The sequence below is a fragment of the Streptomyces sp. DSM 15324 genome, from assembly GCF_001514285.1.
Taxonomy (GTDB): Bacteria; Actinomycetota; Actinomycetes; order Streptomycetales; family Streptomycetaceae; genus Streptomyces.
The window spans coordinates 200,741-218,587 of the sequence record NZ_KQ949032.1 but is presented as its reverse complement, the minus strand read 5'-3'; the positions used below and the strand labels follow the sequence as shown (position 1 = coordinate 218,587).

Annotated in this window: 15 protein-coding genes, 1 pseudogene and 1 riboswitch; of the genes and pseudogenes, 5 read left to right on the top strand and 11 right to left on the bottom strand. The window is 69.5% G+C overall.

Annotation, left to right across the window (positions count from 1 at the left end):
• From cydB to hisC, 3 genes are all read right to left on the bottom strand, one after another.
• Positions 1-1,008 carry a cytochrome d ubiquinol oxidase subunit II gene (gene cydB / locus AQJ58_RS28965; RefSeq protein WP_067255478.1) on the bottom strand — a complete coding sequence of 336 codons (1,008 nt, stop codon included), beginning with the start codon at positions 1,006-1,008 and terminating at the stop codon, positions 1-3.
• A gap of 20 nt (positions 1,009-1,028) precedes the next feature.
• Positions 1,029-2,537: a cytochrome ubiquinol oxidase subunit I gene (locus AQJ58_RS28960; RefSeq protein WP_067255476.1), complete on the bottom strand. Its 1,509-nt coding sequence runs from the start codon at positions 2,535-2,537 to the stop codon at positions 1,029-1,031.
• Between the two features lie 177 nt (positions 2,538-2,714).
• The gene (hisC, locus tag AQJ58_RS28955) at positions 2,715-3,794 is read right to left on the bottom strand and encodes a histidinol-phosphate transaminase (protein ID WP_067255475.1); all 1,080 of its coding nucleotides are present in this window, start codon (positions 3,792-3,794) and stop codon (positions 2,715-2,717) included.
• 398 nt (positions 3,795-4,192) lie between these two features.
• Here hisC and AQJ58_RS28950 point away from each other — a divergent pair, with 398 nt between their 5' ends.
• The 3 genes from AQJ58_RS28950 to AQJ58_RS28940 all read left to right on the top strand — a co-directional run bounded on the left by AQJ58_RS28950 (position 4,193) and on the right by AQJ58_RS28940 (position 8,089).
• Positions 4,193-5,305, top strand: a complete 1,113-nt coding sequence (locus tag AQJ58_RS28950; RefSeq protein ID WP_079079307.1) for a LacI family DNA-binding transcriptional regulator — start codon at positions 4,193-4,195, stop codon at positions 5,303-5,305.
• Positions 5,306-5,913: 608 nt separating this feature from the next.
• Positions 5,914-6,996, top strand: a complete 1,083-nt coding sequence (locus tag AQJ58_RS28945; protein WP_067255472.1) for a metallophosphoesterase — start codon at positions 5,914-5,916, stop codon at positions 6,994-6,996.
• A 214-nt stretch (positions 6,997-7,210) separates the two neighbouring features.
• Complete coding sequence (locus AQJ58_RS28940; protein WP_067255470.1) at positions 7,211-8,089, top strand: hypothetical protein; 879 nt, start codon at positions 7,211-7,213, stop codon at positions 8,087-8,089.
• 145 nt (positions 8,090-8,234) lie between these two features.
• On the opposite strand, the gene AQJ58_RS28935 is transcribed toward AQJ58_RS28940, so the two are convergent.
• The gene (locus AQJ58_RS28935) at positions 8,235-9,635 is read right to left on the bottom strand and encodes a VWA domain-containing protein (protein ID WP_067255468.1); all 1,401 of its coding nucleotides are present in this window, start codon (positions 9,633-9,635) and stop codon (positions 8,235-8,237) included.
• Between the two features lie 130 nt (positions 9,636-9,765).
• On the opposite strand from AQJ58_RS28935, the gene AQJ58_RS28930 reads away from it, so the two are divergent.
• Positions 9,766-10,179 carry a VOC family protein gene (locus AQJ58_RS28930; RefSeq protein WP_067255466.1) on the top strand — a complete coding sequence of 138 codons (414 nt, stop codon included), beginning with the start codon at positions 9,766-9,768 and terminating at the stop codon, positions 10,177-10,179.
• Between the two features lie 84 nt (positions 10,180-10,263).
• On the opposite strand, the pseudogene AQJ58_RS28925 reads toward AQJ58_RS28930, so the two are convergent.
• From AQJ58_RS28925 to thiC, 3 genes and pseudogenes are all read right to left on the bottom strand, one after another.
• A pseudogene (locus AQJ58_RS28925) lies at positions 10,264-10,392 on the bottom strand (thiamine biosynthesis protein ThiC); the annotation flags it as partial.
• Between the two features lie 22 nt (positions 10,393-10,414).
• A complete protein-coding gene (locus AQJ58_RS28920) occupies positions 10,415-11,410 on the bottom strand; it encodes a WD40 repeat domain-containing protein (RefSeq protein ID WP_234360328.1) in 996 nt (331 codons plus the stop codon).
• Between the two features lie 176 nt (positions 11,411-11,586).
• Entirely contained in the window at positions 11,587-13,413 is a 1,827-nt protein-coding gene (gene thiC, locus AQJ58_RS28915; protein WP_067255462.1) for a phosphomethylpyrimidine synthase ThiC, read from the bottom strand.
• Positions 13,406-13,594, bottom strand: a riboswitch (TPP riboswitch). (Overlaps the previous gene by 8 nt.)
• Before the next feature lie 71 nt (positions 13,595-13,665).
• On the opposite strand from thiC, the gene AQJ58_RS28905 reads away from it, so the two are divergent.
• A complete protein-coding gene (locus AQJ58_RS28905; RefSeq protein WP_079079306.1) occupies positions 13,666-15,399 on the top strand; it encodes a YibE/F family protein in 1,734 nt (577 codons plus the stop codon).
• Between the two features lie 101 nt (positions 15,400-15,500).
• Here AQJ58_RS28905 and AQJ58_RS28900 read toward each other — a convergent pair whose 3' ends face one another.
• The 4 genes from AQJ58_RS28900 to AQJ58_RS28885 all read right to left on the bottom strand — a co-directional run bounded on the left by AQJ58_RS28900 (position 15,501) and on the right by AQJ58_RS28885 (position 17,824).
• The gene (locus tag AQJ58_RS28900) at positions 15,501-15,947 is read right to left on the bottom strand and encodes an SsgA family sporulation/cell division regulator (protein ID WP_067255455.1); all 447 of its coding nucleotides are present in this window, start codon (positions 15,945-15,947) and stop codon (positions 15,501-15,503) included.
• A 100-nt stretch (positions 15,948-16,047) separates the two neighbouring features.
• Positions 16,048-16,929, bottom strand: coding sequence for an IclR family transcriptional regulator (locus AQJ58_RS28895; protein ID WP_199844710.1), 882 nt, complete (start codon positions 16,927-16,929; stop codon positions 16,048-16,050).
• A 202-nt stretch (positions 16,930-17,131) separates the two neighbouring features.
• The gene (locus AQJ58_RS28890) at positions 17,132-17,344 is read right to left on the bottom strand and encodes a DUF5326 family protein (RefSeq protein WP_067255453.1); all 213 of its coding nucleotides are present in this window, start codon (positions 17,342-17,344) and stop codon (positions 17,132-17,134) included.
• A 162-nt stretch (positions 17,345-17,506) separates the two neighbouring features.
• Complete coding sequence (locus AQJ58_RS28885; protein ID WP_067255451.1) at positions 17,507-17,824, bottom strand: cupin domain-containing protein; 318 nt, start codon at positions 17,822-17,824, stop codon at positions 17,507-17,509.
• Positions 17,825-17,847: the final 23 nt, after the last annotated feature.

The following is a 17,847-nucleotide window of genomic DNA, read 5'->3' as shown; positions in this document are numbered from 1 at the left end:
TCAGTGGGCGACATCGGCGGCGATGTGCTGGGTCCCGATCCGCTTGCGGAAGACCCAGTAGGTCCAGCTCTGGTACAGCAGGACGAGCGGGAGGGTGATCCCCGCGCACCAGGTCATGATCTTCAAGGTGTACGGGCTGGACGAGGCGTTGGTGACCGTGAGGTTCCAGTCCTCGTTCAGGCTGGACGGCATGACGTTCGGGAAGAGCGTCAGGAAGAGCATGGCCACGGCGGCCACGATGGTGACGCCGGAGAAGGCGAACGACCAGCCCTCGCGCCCGGCCTGGTTGGCCACGAGCGCGGCGACCAGCGCGGCGACCGCGACGACCAGCGCGACCAGGCTCTTGGCGTCACCGCTGTCGGCCTGGGTCCACGACAGGAAGACCAGCGCGACCACCGCCGTGGCGAGGCCGACGTAGAGGGCCAGCTTCCGGGCCCGCTCCCGGATCTCGCCGACGGTCTTGAGGGCGGTGAAGACCGTCCCGTGGAAGGTGAACAGCGTCAGGGTCACCAGACCGCCGAGCAGGGCGTACGGGTTGAGCAGGTCCCCGACGGTGCCGACGTACTCGAAGTGCCGGTCGATCTTCACGCCGTGCACGATGTTGCCGAAGGCCACGCCCCACAGGAACGCCGGGAGCAGCGAGGTCCAGAAGATCGCGGTCTCCCAGTTGCGCTGCCAGTTCTCCTCCGGCCGCTTCGCCCGGTACTCGAAGGCGACGCCGCGGACGATCAGGCAGACCAGGATGAGCAGCAGGGGCAGGTAGAAGCCGGAGAAGAGCGTGGCGTACCACTCGGGGAAGGCGGCGAAGGTGGCGCCGCCGGCCGTGAGCAGCCACACCTCGTTGCCGTCCCAGACGGGGCCGATGGTGTTGATCAGCACCCGCTTCTCGAGCCGGTTGCGGGCCAGCAGCCTGGTGAGGATGCCGACTCCGAAGTCGAAGCCCTCCAGGAAGAAGTAGCCGGTCCACAGGACGGCGATCAGGACGAACCAGACGTCGTGCAGTTCCATGACTGTGCAGCTCCCTCGGCCTAGTAGGAGAAGGCCATCGGCTTGTCGGCGTCACGGGAGTCGCCGCCGATCTTCGTGGGCGGGTTCAGGTCGGCCTCGGTGAGCTCGGGCGGGCCGGACTTCACGTACTTCACCAGCAGCTTGACCTCGACGACGGCGAGGACGGCGTACAGCGCGGTGAAGACGATCATCGAGGTGAGGACCTCGGCCTGGGAGACACCGGGGGAGACCGCGTCGCGGGTCTGCAGGACGCCGTAGACGACCCAGGGCTGGCGGCCCATCTCGGTGAAGATCCAGCCCCAGGAGTTGGCGATCAGCGGGAAACCGAGGGTCCAGATCGCGACCAGCCAGTACAGCCTGGAGAACCGGGGGCTGAGGGCCTTGTCGCGGAAGAGGACCAGGTGCGGCACCTCGTCGTCGCCGACCCTGAGGTGCTGGGGGAGCAGGAACTTCTTGCGGGTGAGCCAGAGGCCGGCGAGGCCGATGGCGAACGACGCCATGCCGAAGCCGATCATCCAGCGGAAGCCCCAGTAGGCGACGGGGATGTTGGGCCGGTAGTCACCGGGACCGTACTTCTCCTGCTCGGCCTTGTTGACGTCGTTGATGCCGGGGACGTGCGAGGTGAAGTCGTCGTTCGCGAGGAAGGAGAGCAGGCCGGGGATCTCTATCGCGACCTTGTTGTGCCCCTCGTCGACGTCGCCGTAGGCGAAGACCGAGAACGGCGCGGGCGCCTCACCGTCCCACAGCGCCTCGGCGGCGGCCATCTTCATCGGCTGCTGCTTGAACATCACCTTGCCGAGGACGTCGCCGCTGACCGCGGTGAGCAGTCCGGCGATGACGACGGTGACCAGCCCCAGCCGGAGCGAGGTCTTCATCACGGTGACGTGCTTCTTGCGGAAGAGGTGGAAGGCGGCGATGCCGACCATGAAGGCGCCGCCGGTCAGGAAGGCCGCCGACAGGGTGTGGAAGGCCTGGCTGAGCGCGGTGTTCTGGGTGAGCACGGCCCAGAAGTCGGTCAGCTCGGCGCGGCCCTTCTCCTCGTTGATCCGGTAGCCGACCGGGTGCTGCATCCAGGAGTTGGCCGCGAGGATGAAGTAGGCCGACAGGATCGTGCCGATCGAGACCATCCAGATGCAGGCCAGGTGGATCTTCTTCGGCAGTCTGTCCCAGCCGAAGATCCACAGCCCGATGAAGGTGGACTCGAAGAAGAAGGCGATGAGGGACTCGAAGGCCAGCGGGGCGCCGAAGACGTCGCCGACGAAGCGCGAGTAGTCGGACCAGTTCATGCCGAACTGGAACTCCTGCACGATGCCGGTGACGACGCCCATCGCGATGTTGATCAGGAAGAGCTTGCCCCAGAACTTGGTCGCCCTGAGGTACTTCTCCTTCTCCGTGCGCACCCAGGCGGTCTGGAGCCCCGCGGTCAGCGCCGCGAGGGAGATGGTCAGGGGCACGAACAGGAAGTGGTAGACGGTCGTGATGCCGAACTGCCAGCGCGCCAGGGTCTCCGGCGCCAAAGCCAGGTCCACGTCGCCGCTCCTTACCTCACAGGCTTGTGGAACATACGCTCAGCGAGCGCTTGTGAAAGCGTTCACATTCACAAGCTAGTATGACAAACGCGTTCGGGACAAGGGAAAGGGGGTCCCCTTACCGCAGGGAACCCCCCTCCACACGCCTCTGAACAGCGCAAACGCGCCCTGTGTCGGCTACATCTCCTTGCGGAAGCCCTCCGCCGCCTTCAGGAAGATGTCGTTCGCCTCGGTCTCACCGACCGTCACCCGGACGCCCTCCCCGGGGAACGGCCGGACCACGACCCCGTGCTGCTCGCACGCCGCCGCGAACGCCGCCGTGCGCTCCCCCAGCCGCAGCCACACGAAGTTGGCCTGGCTCTCGGGCACCGTCCAGCCCTGGGCACGCAGCCCCTCGACCACCCGGGTGCGCTCACCCACCAGCGAGCCGACCCGGCCGAACAGCGCGTCCTCGGCGCGCAGCGAGGCGATCGCCGCCTCCTGCGCCAGCTGGCTCACCCCGAACGGCACCGCCGTCTTGCGCAGCGCCTCCGCCACCCGCTCGTGCGCGATCGCGAAGCCCACCCGCAGCCCGGCGAGACCGTACGCCTTCGAGAACGTCCGCAGGACGCACACGTTCGGCCGGTTCCGGTACAGCTCGACGCCGTCCGGCACCTCGGGGTCGCGGATGAACTCCCGGTAGGCCTCGTCGAGGACGACCAGCACGTCGCCCGGCACCCGGTCGAGGAACCGTTCCAGCTCGGCCCGGCGGACCACCGTGCCGGTCGGGTTGTTGGGGTTGCAGACGAAGATCAGCCGGGTCCGCTCGGTGATCGCCTCGGCCATCGCGTCCAGGTCGTGCACGTCCCCGTCGGTGAGCGGCACCTGCACCGGGGTCGCGCCGCTGATCCGGGTGATGATCGGGTACGCCTCGAAGGAGCGCCAGGCGTAGATCACCTCGTCTCCGGGGCCCGCCGTCGACTGGACCAGCTGCTGGGCGACACCGACCGAGCCGGTGCCGGTGGCGATGTGCGAGGCGGGTACGCCGAAGCAGCCGGAGATCTCCTCCACCAGGGCCGTGCAGGCCAGGTCCGGGTAACGGTTGAAGGCGGCGGCCGCCGCGGTCACGGCCTCCATCACGCCGGGCAGCGGGGGGTAGGGGTTCTCGTTGGAGGACAGCTTGTAGGCCACGGCACCGCCGGCCGCGGCGGGCTTGCCCGGCTTGTAGGTGGGAATCCCCTCCAGCTCGGCACGCAGCTTCGGGCTCGTCTCGCTCACCGCAGTCCTCCTCGTGACCACCACCGGCTCCCGGCTTCAATACTGCTCACCTTATGAGGATTGGTGTGCGTGCGAACAGGTGCGGACGGATCTCCGTGACCTCTGCGGACGAAGCCCCACGAAGGCGTACACGTCAGGGGGCGCGCCGTACATATATCTACGCGCCGGTGGCTCACGCCGTAGCGCGCATCCCCCGTGCAGGTGAGTTGAGACCTCTTCGAAACATCGGTGCGTTGGCAGGCTCATCCGCGCCAACACGTCACATCTTGGGATGTGAACGCTCAACTGGATTGCTTTCTTAGGCATTTGGCCCCTGACAGCCTTGCAGAAACGTGCCTGTCAATGCGTGCATATGCGTCCGCCCTACCCCACCGGATGAGCCCTACTATCGGCTCGCCATGACAGCAGCAGGGAAGCACCAGGTGAGCCGCGCGGAAACCTCACGCCGAGGCAACCGGCCGGGCCGGGCGGGCATCAGGGACGTGGCCGCCGCCGCCGGAGTGTCCATCACGACCGTCTCCGACGCCCTCAACGGCAAGGGCAGGCTCCCCGACGCCACCCGACGCCATGTCCGCGAGGTCGCCGACCGACTGGGCTACCGGCCCTCAGCCGCAGCCCGAACCCTCCGTACCGGCAAGTCGGGCCTCATCGGTCTGACCGTGACCACGTACGGGGATGAACCTTTCACCTTCACCGAGTTCGCGTACTTCGCGGAGATGGCGCGTGCCGCCACCTCGGCCGCGCTCGCCCGCGGCTACGCGCTCGTCATCCTCCCCGCGACCTCGCGCCACGACGTGTGGTCGAACGTCGCCCTGGACGGCACGGTCGTCATCGACCCGTCCGACCAGGATCCGGTGGTCAGCGAGCTCGTGCGCCAGGGCTTACCCGTGGTCTCCGACGGCCGCCCGGTCGGCTCGCTGCCGGTGACCGCCTGGGTCGACAACGACCACGAGGCCGCCGTACTCGACATCCTCGACCACCTGGCCGACGCCGGCGCCCGCCGCATCGGCCTGCTCACGGGGACCACGACGGACACGTACACGCACCTGTCCACCACGGCCTATCTGCGCTGGTGCGAGCGGGTCGGGCAGGATCCGGTGTACGAGGCCTACCCCGCCCACGATCCGTGCGCGGGCGCCGTCGCCGCCGACCGGCTGCTCGCCCGCCCGGACCGCCCCGACGCGGTCTACGGCCTGTTCGACCCCAACGGCACCGATCTGCTGGCCGCCGCCCGCCGCTACGGGCTGCGGGTGCCGGAGGACCTGCTGCTGGTGTGCTGCAGCGAGTCCACGGTGTACGCCAGCACCGAGCCGCCCATCACCACGCTCTCCTTGAAGCCCCGCCGCATCGGCACGGCGGTGGTCCAGCTCCTCATCGACGCGATCGAGGGCGTGGACGGGGACTCGCCGGTCGAACAGGTGATACCGACCGAACTGATCATCCGTACCTCTTCCCAGCGACGTCCGCACCGGACGACGGTCAGCCCGCCGCGGACGCCGGAGAAGGGGTAGCGGGGGCGCGCTGGGTCCTCGGCGCGCTGGGTCCTCGGCGCGCGGGGAACTCGGCGCGCGGGGAACTCCGAGCGGAGAGAGCTCGGCGCGCAGGGACCTAGGCGTGCGTGTGGGAGCGTGGGCCCCGCGACGGGCGCGCCGAGGCGGTGCTGAGGCGGCGCGCAGGCGGTGCTGAGGCGGCGCGCAGGCGGTGCTGAGGCGGCGCGCAGGCGGTGCTGAGGCGGCGCGCAGGCGGTGCTGAGGCGGCGCGCAGGCGGTGCTGAGGCGGCGCGCAGGCGGTGCTGAGGCGGCGCGCAGGCGGTGCTGAGGCGGTTCTGTCCGTGCGGGCGGGCCGTCCGGCCCTCCGGGGTCGCCCGGGAAACCGGTCCCGCGCCCCCGCGGCGGGACCCGGCGCATATGAGTGCGGTGTGCGCCGGGTGTGTACCGGCTGCAGAAGCCCGGCCCAATCGGGGCGAAAGCGGCGATGAACTGGACCCTTGCTCCGATTCACCACCCCTGGGTCATCACACGGCTCGATCCGCATTCCTATGATGGGCGCACGGCACCGCGGGCGGCTTCGACCAAGCAGCCCGCAGGGTGCAGCTGCGGCGCGATGGTGGAGGGGTCTGATGACTCAGGGGGCCGGTCAGGGACCGGAGGCGGAGCGGACGGCGACGTTGCGCGACTTCCGGGTGCCCGCATATGTGCACGAGACCGGTCCGTACGACCAGAACACACATCCCGGCAACGCCGCGCCGCCCTTGGAGGACGCCGTGGAGCACCCCGAGGGCTACACGCCCACCCAGCGCGACCTGCCGGTCATCAAGCGCGGAGACACCCTCCAGCTGCCCGTGGAGCCGGCGCCCGCCCCCGCACCCCAGCCCCCGGCCGGCCCGGGGCCCCTGTTCGTCGTCGGCGACGTGCACGGCTACCTCGACGAGCTGCTGGCCGCGCTCAGGGAGAAGGGCCTGATCGACACGGCCGGCAACTGGTGCGCGGGCACCGCCCGGCTGTGGTTCCTCGGCGACTTCACCGACCGCGGCCCGGACGGCATCGGCGTCATCGACCTCGTCATGCGGCTGTCCGCCGAGGCCGCGGCCGCCGGCGGCTACTGCAAGGCCCTCATGGGCAATCACGAGCTGCTCCTGCTCGGCGCCAAGCGGTTCGGCGACACCCCCGTCAACTCCGGCGCGGGCACCGCCACCTTCCAGGCCGCCTGGCTGCTCAACGGCGGCCAGAAGAACGACATGGACCGCCTGCAGGACCACCACCTGCAGTGGATGGCCCGGCTCGACGCCGTCGAGGAGGTCGACGGCCATCTCCTCGTCCACTCCGACACCACCGCCTACCTCGACTACGGCGACTCGATCGAGGCCGTCAACGACACCGTCCGCGAGACGATCACCCGCAACGACGCGGACGAGGTGTGGGACCTCTTCCGCAAGTTCACCAAGCGCTTCTCCTTCCGGGACGAAGGTGGAGCCGACGCCGTCCGTTCCCTGCTCGATACGTACGGCGGTACCCGGATCGTTCACGGACACAGCCCGATCCCTTATCTGCTGGGCGAAGTCGGCTCCGAGGAGGACGAGGACGGCGACGGCCCGCACGTCGAGGGACCGCACGTCTACGCCGACGGACTGGCCATCGCGATGGACGGCGGCGTGACGATGGCCGGAAAACTGCTGGTCCAGCAACTGCCGCTGGGCGACTGAGCGTTCGGGGGCGAACGGCCGAGCGCGCGCTCGGCGAGTGCGCCCCCTGTGCGCGCGGTCGGCAACGGCGCAGGTCGGCGGCCAATTTCGGCAAACCCCCTGTCACGGCGACCCGTCGCCGCTCTACCATCGGCTTATCCGTAGCAGGCTCCCCTCCGTTTCTGCCCGACGGCTCGTTGGCATGCGAGCCCCAAGCCCTACGGAGCATCGGGGGATGCACATGAACAGCGTTCCGCAGCACCTGCACAGTGAGGACCGCCAGGAGTACGAGCGGGTCCTCGACGAGGCGCTGCGCTCCGCACCACATCACCTGGAACCGGCCGCTGTCGGACGGCGGCTCAATCCCGAACAACTGCGCACCATGGCGCTCAACGCCTCCGCGCTCATCACGGCGGCCGCGGCGACCGAGTACCAGCACTACATAAAGGTCCGCGAGGAACTGCGTCACCCGGCGCCGTCCACCCCTTCGTCCCCGCGTGAGTCCGGTTCGGAGGAGCCGGGCGCGGGCGCGGTGGGGCTTGCGACCACTGTGGGCGACGCGGCGCAGGCCGCCGAGGCCGCCGGAGCGGGCGCCGTGGCCGTCGCCGCCGTGCTCACCCCGGTCCTCGCCGGCACCGCCGCGTTGATCTTCCTGCTGGTCGGCTATCTCCTGCGGGCGATGGACCCCGACCGGACGGCCGCCCACGCCATGCTCAACGTCGGATGGACGTTCGGGGCGATCGCCGCCCTGGCGATCCTGGTCGCCACCGTGGGGCTGCTGCTCACCGCCCTGCGCAACCGTCCCTCCCTGGAGGCGGGACCGTACGGCGAACTGAACGACGAGGTCGAGCGGGCGAAGGACGCCTGGCGGGAGGCCCTGCTGGAGCGGGGCATCCTGCCGTTCCTGCGGGAGGCCCTCGCCGGCCCGAGCACGACGCTCCTGTCCCCCGACCCGGCCCCGCCCGCGCCCACCGGCCGGCTGCCGAAGATCGGGTACGACCGTCCGGGCTTCACCAGCCCCGACGACGGCCCCGCGGCGGGCCCGCGCCCGAGCTTCACCAGCCCGGACTACACGAGCCCGGACTTCGGCGGCCCGGAGCACCAGCCGGAATAGCCAGCCGGCATGGCCAGTCGGCTTGCGCCCCCGCATACCTGGGGTCGGGGAGCGCAAGCCCATCGCTGGGGTGGTCCGGGGGCGTGGTGCGGGGAGGGTGCCGTGGTGGCGGGGGTCATACGGCCGCTCACGGTCCTACGGCCGCTCAGAGGATGCCGGCGCGTCCGGCCTCCGTGATCCAGGACGGGAACTCCGACAGCAGCCGGTCGTAGAGTTCCTGATCCGGTACGGCGCTGATGTCGTCCACGGCGAAGAAGCCGACGTTGTCGACGCGCCGGCCGGGGAGGGTGTCGAACCGCTCCAGGACGCCGTAGTTGGACCGGCCGAGCCCCACGAACTGCCAGAAGACCGGCTCCTCGACCGCCGCGCGCAGCTCCTGCTCGATCGCCGCGTCGCGGTAGACCCCTCCGTCCGAGAAGAACAACACCAGCGTGGGCAGGGGCGTGGGATTCTCCCGCACATACGCCCTGACCTCGGCGATCGCCTTCTGCTCCTCGTTCTGGATGCCGACCGTCCGCATGTCCACCTGACCGGGCTCCAGCCCCTTGCGGGGTTTCCTGCCGCGGCGGAACAGACTGATCTCGCCCACCCGGACATGCAGCCGCAGCCACTCGGGGAGTTCGGCGAGCCGGAGATCGGGGAGCCGGGCGGGATTGCTGGCGAACGTCCAGGCCTGCATCTCACCGTCGTCGTCGAGCTGCGCCGCCACCGCGGCCATGCGCTCCACGACGTCCGCCACGACCCCGCGCGAGTACAGGAACGCCATGGATCCGGAGGCGTCCAGCACCAGCAGGATCCGCGCCCGGACACCGGCGGCGCCCCGCTTGGTCAGGCTGACGGCGACCTGCTCCTTTCGGAGGGAGAGCCGCTTGCGCATGTCGACGGGGAGCTGTTCCTCGCCCTTGGTCAGGTGCGGCGTGACAGCCGGGACGGCCGAGGCGGAGGGGGGCTGGGCGGACGTCGGCGGCGCGGGCTGGGCCGGAGCCGGTGCGGGGGTCCCGGCCGGCGGGGGCTCCTCGTCGACCGTGATGCCGAAGTCGGTGGCCAGGCCGGCGAGTCCGGAGGCGTATCCCTGGCCGATGGCGCGGAACTTCCAGCGTCCCTCGCGCAGATACAGCTCGCCGCAGAGGAACGCGGTCTCCGTCTCGGCCCGCATCTCGAAGCGCGCCAGCTCGGACCGCCCGTCCGGGCCGAGCAGCCGGAGCGTGAGCCCGGCCACCTGCCCGAAGGTGCCGCCGTCGGCCGACGCCCCCAGCACCACCCGCGTGACGGCGCTCTCCAACGCGCCGAGGTCCACCTGGACCGTGTCGGTCAGAACCCCGTCGGCCCGCTGTTTGCCGAGGTGGGTGACGGCTCCGGAGGCATGGCGCGGCTGGTTGTAGAAGACGAAGTCCCCGTCGTCCCGCACCCGTCCGGCGCTGGTCAGCAGCAGTGCGGAGGCGTCGATGTCCGGTCCTCCGGCCCCCTCGGACCAGCTGAGTTCCGCCCGGACGGCGGAGGAGTCGACCGGCACGTTCGCGCCCTTGCTCATGGATCGCGCGTTCATGGGCTCAGTCAAGCACCTGGGCCGCCACCGGAGGACGTCCGTCCACAGCCCCGGTCTTGATGGCGGCTCCCCACCGGCGGATCGTGAGAAGGGACGACGCCACCCGGTCACCCGACCCCAAGGAAGCCTCATGCCTCCCACGACTCCGCCTCCCGCCCTGCGTGTGAGGGGCTTCGACCACCTGGTCCTCAATGTCGCCGATGTCGAGCGGTCCCTGGACTTCTACACCGGGCTCCTCGGCCTGGAACCGGTCCGCGTGGCCGAGTGGCGGGCCGGCGAGATCCCCTTCCCGTCGGTGCGTATCACCCCCGAGACGATCGTCGACCTGCTGGAACACCCGCGCGGGGAGTCGAACGTCGACCACATCTGTCTCGCCGTCGACCCCGTGGACTGGGAGGAGTTCATCGCGGCCGGAACCCTCACGGTCCTCGAAGGCCCCGCACAACGCTTCGGCGCACGCGGCGTCGCCACCTCGGTGTACATCGCGGATCCGGACGGCAACACCGTGGAACTCCGCTGGTACCCCCAGGACGCCCCGTCCTGACGAAGGGCCACTGCCCCGGGCAGCCGGACGGGGGAGCCGGAAGGCCGAGGGCACGCCCCTCCGGCTCCGCCCGCCGCGCGGGACTCAGTCCGCGATCGGCAGATACACCCGGTTCCCGCCGGCCGCGAACTCCTGCGACTTCTGAGTCATGCCCTCCTCGGCCTCCTGCGGGCTTCCCCCGTGCGTACGGCGGATGTCCTGGGAGATCTTCATCAAGGACGACTAGCGGCCGGAATCAGGGTCTCGGGGGCGGCAGCTCGATCAATGCGATACCGCCGTCCTGTGCGACAGCCAGGCGGGTGCCGGTTGCGTCGAGCGCTGCCCAGGGTGTGGGGATATGCGTGACGCCGAAGCTTCCGTCCTTCGGCGCGACCTTCACTCCGGGCCACTCCGCGACAACAGCTCCGGTCTCGGTGTCGATCAACCGGGGATGCTCGTACAACGAGATGACCTGAGCATTGCGAGGGAGAAGTGTTCCGATGGGGTAGTTGACGGAACTCCGAGCCAGCCATTGCCGTCCGGAGACCGACCACACGCCGAGCTGTCTCGGCCCCAGGTTGGGTGCCTCTTCGTCGTCGAAGACCTCATCAGTCGTCGCAACGGCGAGACGATCACCGTCCAACCAGCAGGCGGACGCGACTTCGGCATCGGATCCGGGGGACATCGGCAGGACTCCGTCGCCATCGAGCGTCGCCGAGTCGGCGAGCGCCTCCGCGAGATCGTAGACACGAGCGATGCCGAACGGGCTCCAGAACCAGCCTGCCATCAGAAGGTGCCGGCCATCCGGACTTACCGACAGACGCGAGTGGAACACGTCCGTCGGCGTGCGGTCGCCAGTGGTGAGCCGCGCCCCCGATACGAGGTCGTCGATCTGCAGCACGTTGTACTCATCCGGGCAATGGACCAGGATCTCCCGACCGTCCGGGAGCCTGCCGAGCGCCACCGGGTAATCGAAATCAGCAGCGTGATAGGAGCTTCGTCCCATCTCGCGTAGCCCGCTGGCGCCGTCCAGGACGAGCGCCGTGGTGTCCCGTTCTCCGTAAACGACCGCGTACCGCCCGGAGGGAGAGCTCACCGCCTGATCGAATGGCCGACCGAAGTCCACTGAGGTCGGATGTTCAGTGCCGTCAAGGCTCCAGCGCCTGCCACCTCCGGCAAGGTCCAACAGCATGTCGCCATCCCAGCCCAGTGAGCGCAGCGCGCCTCTGACCGGCACAAACTCCACATCCACCCTTTTTCCCCTCACCCACGCCCTGGTCGTCCTGCCCTGCCATCGCGGCATGACGGTCCGCCTCGGTACAGAGAGCGTGCCGGGTCCGCCGGATGTGGGAAACCCCTGTGCCGAGACGCTGCTCTGGGGAAATCCGTCTGCGGCTCCCCCAGAGCAGCACAGTGAGCAGACGAACGTCAGTCCGCCAAGGGGAGGTAGACCCGGTTGCCCGAGGCCGCGAACTCCTTCGACTTCTGGAGCATCCCCTCCGCGACCTCCTCCGGAGACGCCCCTTCAGCCGCCACACCACCGAACCGCTCTGTGATGCTTTGACTGATCTTCATCGAGCAGAACTTCGGCCCGCACATCGAGCAGAAGTGAGCCGTCTTGGCCGGCTCGGCCGGGAGGGTCTCGTCGTGGAAGTCGCGGGCCGTGTCCGGGTCGAGGGCCAGGTTGAACTGGTCCTCCCAGCGGAACTCGAAGCGGGCGTCGGACAGCGCGTCGTCCCACTCCTGTGCTCCGGGGTGGCCCTTGGCGAGGTCGGCGGCGTGGGCGGCGATCTTGTAGGTGATGACACCGGTCTTGACGTCGTCACGGTTGGGCAGGCCCAGGTGCTCCTTGGGCGTGACATAGCAGAGCATGGCCGTGCCCCACCAGGCGATCATCGCGGCGCCGATGCCGGAGGTGATGTGGTCGTACCCCGGGGCGACGTCCGTCGTCAGCGGGCCGAGCGTATAGAACGGAGCTTCATCGCAGATCTCCTGCTGAAGGTCGATGTTCTCCTTGATCTTGTGCATCGGGACGTGTCCCGGGCCTTCGATCATGGTCTGTACGTGAAAACGCTTGGCGATCGTGTTGAGTTCCCCGAGCGTGCGCAACTCCGCGAACTGCGCCTCGTCGTTGGCGTCCGCGATCGAGCCCGGCCGCAGACCGTCTCCCAGCGAGTACGTGACGTCGTAGGCGGCGAGGATCTCGCAGAGTTCCTCGAAGTTCTCGTACAGGAACGACTCCTTGTGGTGCGCCAGGCACCAGGCCGCCATGATCGAGCCGCCGCGCGAGACGATGCCGGTCTTGCGGTTCGCGGTGAGCGGGACGTACGCGAGGCGCACGCCCGCGTGGACCGTCATGTAGTCCACGCCCTGCTCGGCCTGCTCGATGACGGTGTCCTTGTAGATCTCCCAGGTCAGTTCCTCGGCCCTGCCGTCGACCTTCTCCAGCGCCTGGTACAGCGGCACCGTGCCGATGGGGACGGGGGAATTGCGCAGCACCCACTCCCGGGTGGTGTGGATGTTGCGGCCGGTGGAGAGGTCCATGACCGTGTCGGCGCCCCAGCGGGTCGCCCAGGTCATCTTCTCGACCTCCTCCTCGATGGAGGAGGTCACCGCCGAGTTGCCGATGTTGGCGTTGACCTTCACCAGGAACCTCTTGCCGATGATCATCGGCTCGATCTCCGGGTGGTTGACATTGGCCGGCAGCACCGCGCGCCCGGCCGCGATCTCCTCGCGCACCACCTCGGGAGAAACGTTCTCCCTGAGGGCCACGAACTCCATCTCGGGCGTGATCTCGCCCCTGCGGGCGTACGCGAGCTGGGTGACCGCCCTGCCGTCCCGGCTCCGGCGCGGCAGTCGCGGACGGCCCGGGAACACCGCGTCGAGATTACGCAGCCCACCGCGCGGCGAGGTGTGCTTGACGCCGTCGTCCTCGGGCCGGACGGGCCGGCCCGCGTACTCCTGCGTGTCACCGCGGGCGATGATCCAGTTCTCCCGCAGCGGCGCCAGGCCCCTGCGTACGTCGGTGTCGGCGAGCGGATCCGTGTACGGCCCGGAGGTGTCGTACAGCGTGACCGACTGTCCGTTGGTGAGATGCACCTGGCGGACCGGCACCCGCAGGTCGGGGCGAGCGCCCTCGATGTACCCCTTGTGCCAGCCGATGGACGTCCCGCTCTTCTCGCTGATCGCCTCGGCCGTGTTTGTGTCGGCCGCGTTCTGCGTGAAGGCAGGCGTGCGTGCGTCCTTGTTGGTCATGAGACCTACTCCCTACGCCGGCATTACCCGGTAACAGGTTCGGCGGTCGACGCAGCGGCTACCGTCTGCCGACGTTTCATGTGAAACATCACTCGCTGTCGTGACGTTCCACGTGAAACATCGCGAAGACGGAGGTCAGCGCCCTCTCAGCCCGGTGCTCCGAGCTCCCGCGTGTGCAAAAGTGGCTCCACGCTAGCGGTAGGTGTGGCGCGGTGAACAGTGGGCCTCTGCCGTTCTTGCGATGATCTGGCGGTGACCACGACACACCAGCCCCCGTACCCGCCCGGAGAGCCGCCCCGCAGGCCCGGCGCCGGTGGCGGACCTGGTCCCCGACCTGATGGCGGCCCAGGCCCCAGACCGGTCAACGCCCCGCAGGGCGGACCGGCCGCACAGGGGCGCCAGGACGAACGCGACTTCAGCTTCGGTGGTGGGTTCGACCGCGGCCACGAGGTCGGGCCCGGCTACGGGCATCGTCCGGGCCCCCGCCCCGGGCCTGGGCACCACGGGCCCGCTCATCATGGGCCCGATCATCATGGGCCCGATCACCATGGGCCCCAGCCCTCCGGACCCGGAGCAGGCGGAGGCCACCGGCACGGCTCCGAGGACGGTCACACCGGAGGACAGAGCAGCGGTTCCGGAGGCGGACACGGGCATGGGCATGGGCACAGCCACAGCCACGGTCCGGCCGCACCGGTCTCCCAGCATCTACGCAAGGTCATCGGAGCCATCCTGATCCCCTTCGCCGCGGCGGTGCTGGTCGGGCTGGTGGTGCTGTGGCCGGGCGGTGCCCCGGCGCATGAGCGGACCGGCGTCGGCTTCGACCGGCAGACGCAGCACGCCACGGTGACCAAGGTCGTCAAGGTGAGCTGCCAGTCGGTGAACGCCTCCGGTGGCACCCCGATCGGCGGCGCTTCCCCCGCCGACGGCTCGTCCACCGAGCAGAAGGGGGGCGCCACCTGCAAGAAGGCCACGATCCGCGTGGACACCGGCGACGACAAGGGCCGGACCTTCACCGAGATCGTCCAGCCTGACCAGTCACGGCAGTTGGAGCAGGGCGAGCAGGTCGTGGTCGCCTACGAGCCCTCGGCACCCAAGGACCTGCAGTACTCGGTCACCGATGTGAACCGCCGGATCCCGATGACGGTGCTGGCCGTGATCTTCGCGGTCGCCGTGGTGGTCGTCGGGCGGCTGCGCGGTGTCATGGCCCTGGTGGCGCTCGCCGCGAGCTTCTTGATCCTGAACTTCTTCATCCTGCCCGCGATCCTCCAGGGCTCGAACCCGCTGCTGGTGGCCGTGGTGGGGTCCAGCGCCATCATGTTGATCGCCCTGTATCTGTGCCACGGGCTGTCGGCCCGTACGTCCGTCGCCGTGCTCGGCACCCTCATCTCGCTGATGCTGATCGGCTTCCTCGGCTCCTGGTTCGTCGACTGGGCCGCGCTCACCGGCAACACGGACGACAACACCGGCCTGATCCACGGTCTGTACCCGTCGATCGACATGAGCGGTCTGCTGCTCGCCGGCATCATCATCGGCTCACTCGGTGTGCTCGACGACGTGACGGTCACCCAGACGTCCGCGGTCTGGGAGCTGCACGAGGCGAACCCGGCGATGGGCTGGCGCGGGCTGTACCGGGCCGGCATCCGCATCGGCCGCGACCACATCGCGTCCGTGGTGAACACGCTCGTGCTCGCCTACGCCGGTGCCGCGCTGCCGTTGCTGCTGCTCTTCTCGATCGCGCAGAGCAGTGTGGGCACGGTCGCCAACAGCGAGCTGGTCGCCGAGGAGATCGTGCGCACGCTGGTCGGCTCGATCGGTCTGGTGGCGTCGGTGCCGGTCACCACGGCCCTCGCGGCTCTCGTGGTCGCCGCGGACCGCCCGGAGGCGGGTACGGCGGCCGCGGCGGTGCCGGAGATGGCCCCGGCAGGGGCGCCGGAAGCAGGTCCCGGGCAGCCGCGCGGCGGCCGGGGGAGACGGCGCAAGCACTGACGTCGGGGGCGGGCGCCCGGAAGCGGCCGCCCCCAGAAGAAGCGTTCCTGCGTGGCCCCACCCCCCTGGCGAAGCGTTACGCCTGCGCCGGCTGTCGGAGGTCAGCCGGTGCTCCGCTCCTCCGCGAGGATCCGGTCCAGCGCCTCGTCGAGGTGGGCGTCGAAGTCGGCGAGCGCCCCCTCCTGGCCCAGCGGGACCAGCTTGTCGGTGCGGTCCAGGAAAGCCACCAGAGGCGCCGCCGAGGACCGGAACAACGCCTGGTCACCGCCCACCTGAAGCCGGATAAGGACCTCGCCGAGCACATCGGGGTCCACCGGCGAGACCCGGACGTCCCCCTCCCCGCACGGCCTGCCCACCCCGTCGATGAGCAACTCACGCCCGAACGCCCAGGTCACCGGGGCGTCACCGGGAAGGTGGAAGGTGAGCCGTACGGCATAGGGATCGCGCGACTCATAGCCCAGCTCCACCGGGATGCGGAACGAGAGCTCCTCGGACACGAGGAAGCTCATCATGACTTCTGCCTGAACTGCCTGTACGGACTCGCGCATCGCGTTACCCCGTCATTTGCCGTCGAATGGCCGGTAATCAACCCCTGACACTGCACCGCATCTTGCTGAACGTGCACAACAGATCACAAGGAGTGAGTTTTCACATACTGATAGAGATCGCGATTGACCCCAACTTGCTCCCGATCTCGCTCTGCAACTGCCGTGCCGCCGGGAGCAGCCGGTCGGCCTGCCGGGAGGGCAGGGAGATGGCCATCGTGGCCGCCGTGGCGCCCACGGTGATCGGGACCGCGGCGCACACCGTGCCCAACGCGTATTCCTGCCTCTCCACGACCGGTTCCATGCGTGGGGTCCGCTCCAGGCGTCGCAGCAGGGTGTGGTCGTCACGCACCGTGTACGGGGTGATCGACCGCACGGGGTGGCGGTCCAGGTGATCACGGCGGGCGCTCTCGTCCATCTGGGACAGCAGGCACTGGCCGATGGCGTGCGCGTGCGCGGTCTCACGGAAGTCGGCCCACTCCTGCACCGCGGGATTGCCCGGGGTGTCGGAGACACACATGATCTCGATCTCGCCGTCGCGGTACCGGGCGTAGTACACGGGGGCACCGATCGAATCACGCCACTGGGCGAGAGTGTCGGCGACCGTGCTGCGACGTTTCTGCGCGGCTCCGCTGCCGGCCAGCCGCTCCGCCGCCTCGCCGAGGAAGAACAGCCCCTTGTCCCGGCGTAGATAGCCTTCGTGCACGAGGGTGCGCAGCAGGTGGTAGGCCGTGGGGAGCGCGAGTCCGGTCTCCCGGGCCAGTTGCTTGGCCGGAGCGCCGCACTGGTGCTCGGCGACGGACTCCAGCAGGCGCATCGCGCGCTGCACGGAGCCGATCAGCGTCATGGCGGAGTTCGGCTCGGTTGTCGTGGGACGCGGCTGCTCGGGGAGTCCCGTGCCCGGGGGGCGCTGGAGCCTGGGCGTGGGGGCACGCGGGGCGGTGGGTGCGTGGGTTTCAGGGGAGGCGGTGTCGACCAGGGCCATGGGGTCACTCCCGAAGCGCGAGGGGGCGGCCCGTGCGGGGAGACACGGGAGGGGGGGTGTACGCCGCTCGCGGGGGTCTTGTCCCCCGTCGAGTTTGGGACTTTAACCGCCCGCCACCGCCCGGGAACCGGCCCTGCCCGAAACTTCCCCCGGCCGAGGGAACAGGTGAATCCTGTTACCGCTCGGCGGTCTCCCGCCCCGCCTACCAGTCGCCGCGCGAGGTGGAACCCGCCATGAACTTCCGCACGACGTAGACCAGTCCGCCGACCAGGGCCACGAAGATCAGCACCTTGAACAGGAGCCACACCAGGAAGCCCACGACGCTGGCTATCAGGCCGCCGAAGACGACCAGGGCGATGACCGGCACCGCCACCCACTTCACCCACCACGGCAGTCCCGCGAAGATCTCTCGCATCGCCCTCGTCCTTTGTCCTCGTCGCGGTCCGGCCCGAACTCCTGTGAGTCCGGATGCTTCCGGCGTCCTGCCGTCGATGCTAGGTCCGCGGGGGGCGCCGGCGGGGGCCCGGCGCCCCTTGTCCTCCCCTGATCGATCCCCTAGGGAACCCGGAGATCCGGATCAGGCCTCGGGCGGAGAGAACACCACCAGCACCCGCAGGTCCTCGCTGATGTGGTGGAACTTGTGGGCGACCCCGGCCGGGACGTACACCACGCTGCCGCGCGCCACCTCGGTGGTCTCCAGGCCCACGGTGATCGAGGCCCGTCCGCTGACGACGAAGTACACCTCGTCCTGGCGGTGGGGGTTCTGTGGGTCGTGTGCCCCCGCGTCGAGCGCGTACAGCCCGACGGACATGTTCCGCTCCCGCAGGAACTGCAGGTAGGCGCCGTCGTTGGAAGCGCGCTCCGCCTCCAGTTCGTCCAACCGGAATGCCTTCATCTTGTTCGTCCGCCCTCGCCCGG

What these genes read in the sequence shown, in the direction of transcription:
- AQJ58_RS28895 (WP_199844710.1), bottom strand. Translation starts at nt 16,929, where the DNA reads ATGGCCCTGGTCGACACCGCCTCCCCTGAAACCCACGCACCCACCGCC.
- cydB (WP_067255478.1), bottom strand. Translation starts at nt 1,008, where the DNA reads ATGGAACTGCACGACGTCTGGTTCGTCCTGATCGCCGTCCTGTGGACC.
- AQJ58_RS28930 (WP_067255466.1), top strand. Translation starts at nt 9,766, where the DNA reads ATGCCTCCCACGACTCCGCCTCCCGCCCTGCGTGTGAGGGGCTTCGAC.
- AQJ58_RS28885 (WP_067255451.1), bottom strand. Translation starts at nt 17,824, where the DNA reads ATGAAGGCATTCCGGTTGGACGAACTGGAGGCGGAGCGCGCTTCCAAC.
- AQJ58_RS28935 (WP_067255468.1), bottom strand. Translation starts at nt 9,635, where the DNA reads ATGAACGCGCGATCCATGAGCAAGGGCGCGAACGTGCCGGTCGACTCC.
- AQJ58_RS28900 (WP_067255455.1), bottom strand. Translation starts at nt 15,947, where the DNA reads ATGCGCGAGTCCGTACAGGCAGTTCAGGCAGAAGTCATGATGAGCTTC.
- AQJ58_RS28950 (WP_079079307.1), top strand. Translation starts at nt 4,193, where the DNA reads ATGACAGCAGCAGGGAAGCACCAGGTGAGCCGCGCGGAAACCTCACGC.
- thiC (WP_067255462.1), bottom strand. Translation starts at nt 13,413, where the DNA reads ATGACCAACAAGGACGCACGCACGCCTGCCTTCACGCAGAACGCGGCC.
- AQJ58_RS28890 (WP_067255453.1), bottom strand. Translation starts at nt 17,344, where the DNA reads ATGCGAGAGATCTTCGCGGGACTGCCGTGGTGGGTGAAGTGGGTGGCG.
- AQJ58_RS28945 (WP_067255472.1), top strand. Translation starts at nt 5,914, where the DNA reads ATGACTCAGGGGGCCGGTCAGGGACCGGAGGCGGAGCGGACGGCGACG.
- AQJ58_RS28940 (WP_067255470.1), top strand. Translation starts at nt 7,211, where the DNA reads ATGCACATGAACAGCGTTCCGCAGCACCTGCACAGTGAGGACCGCCAG.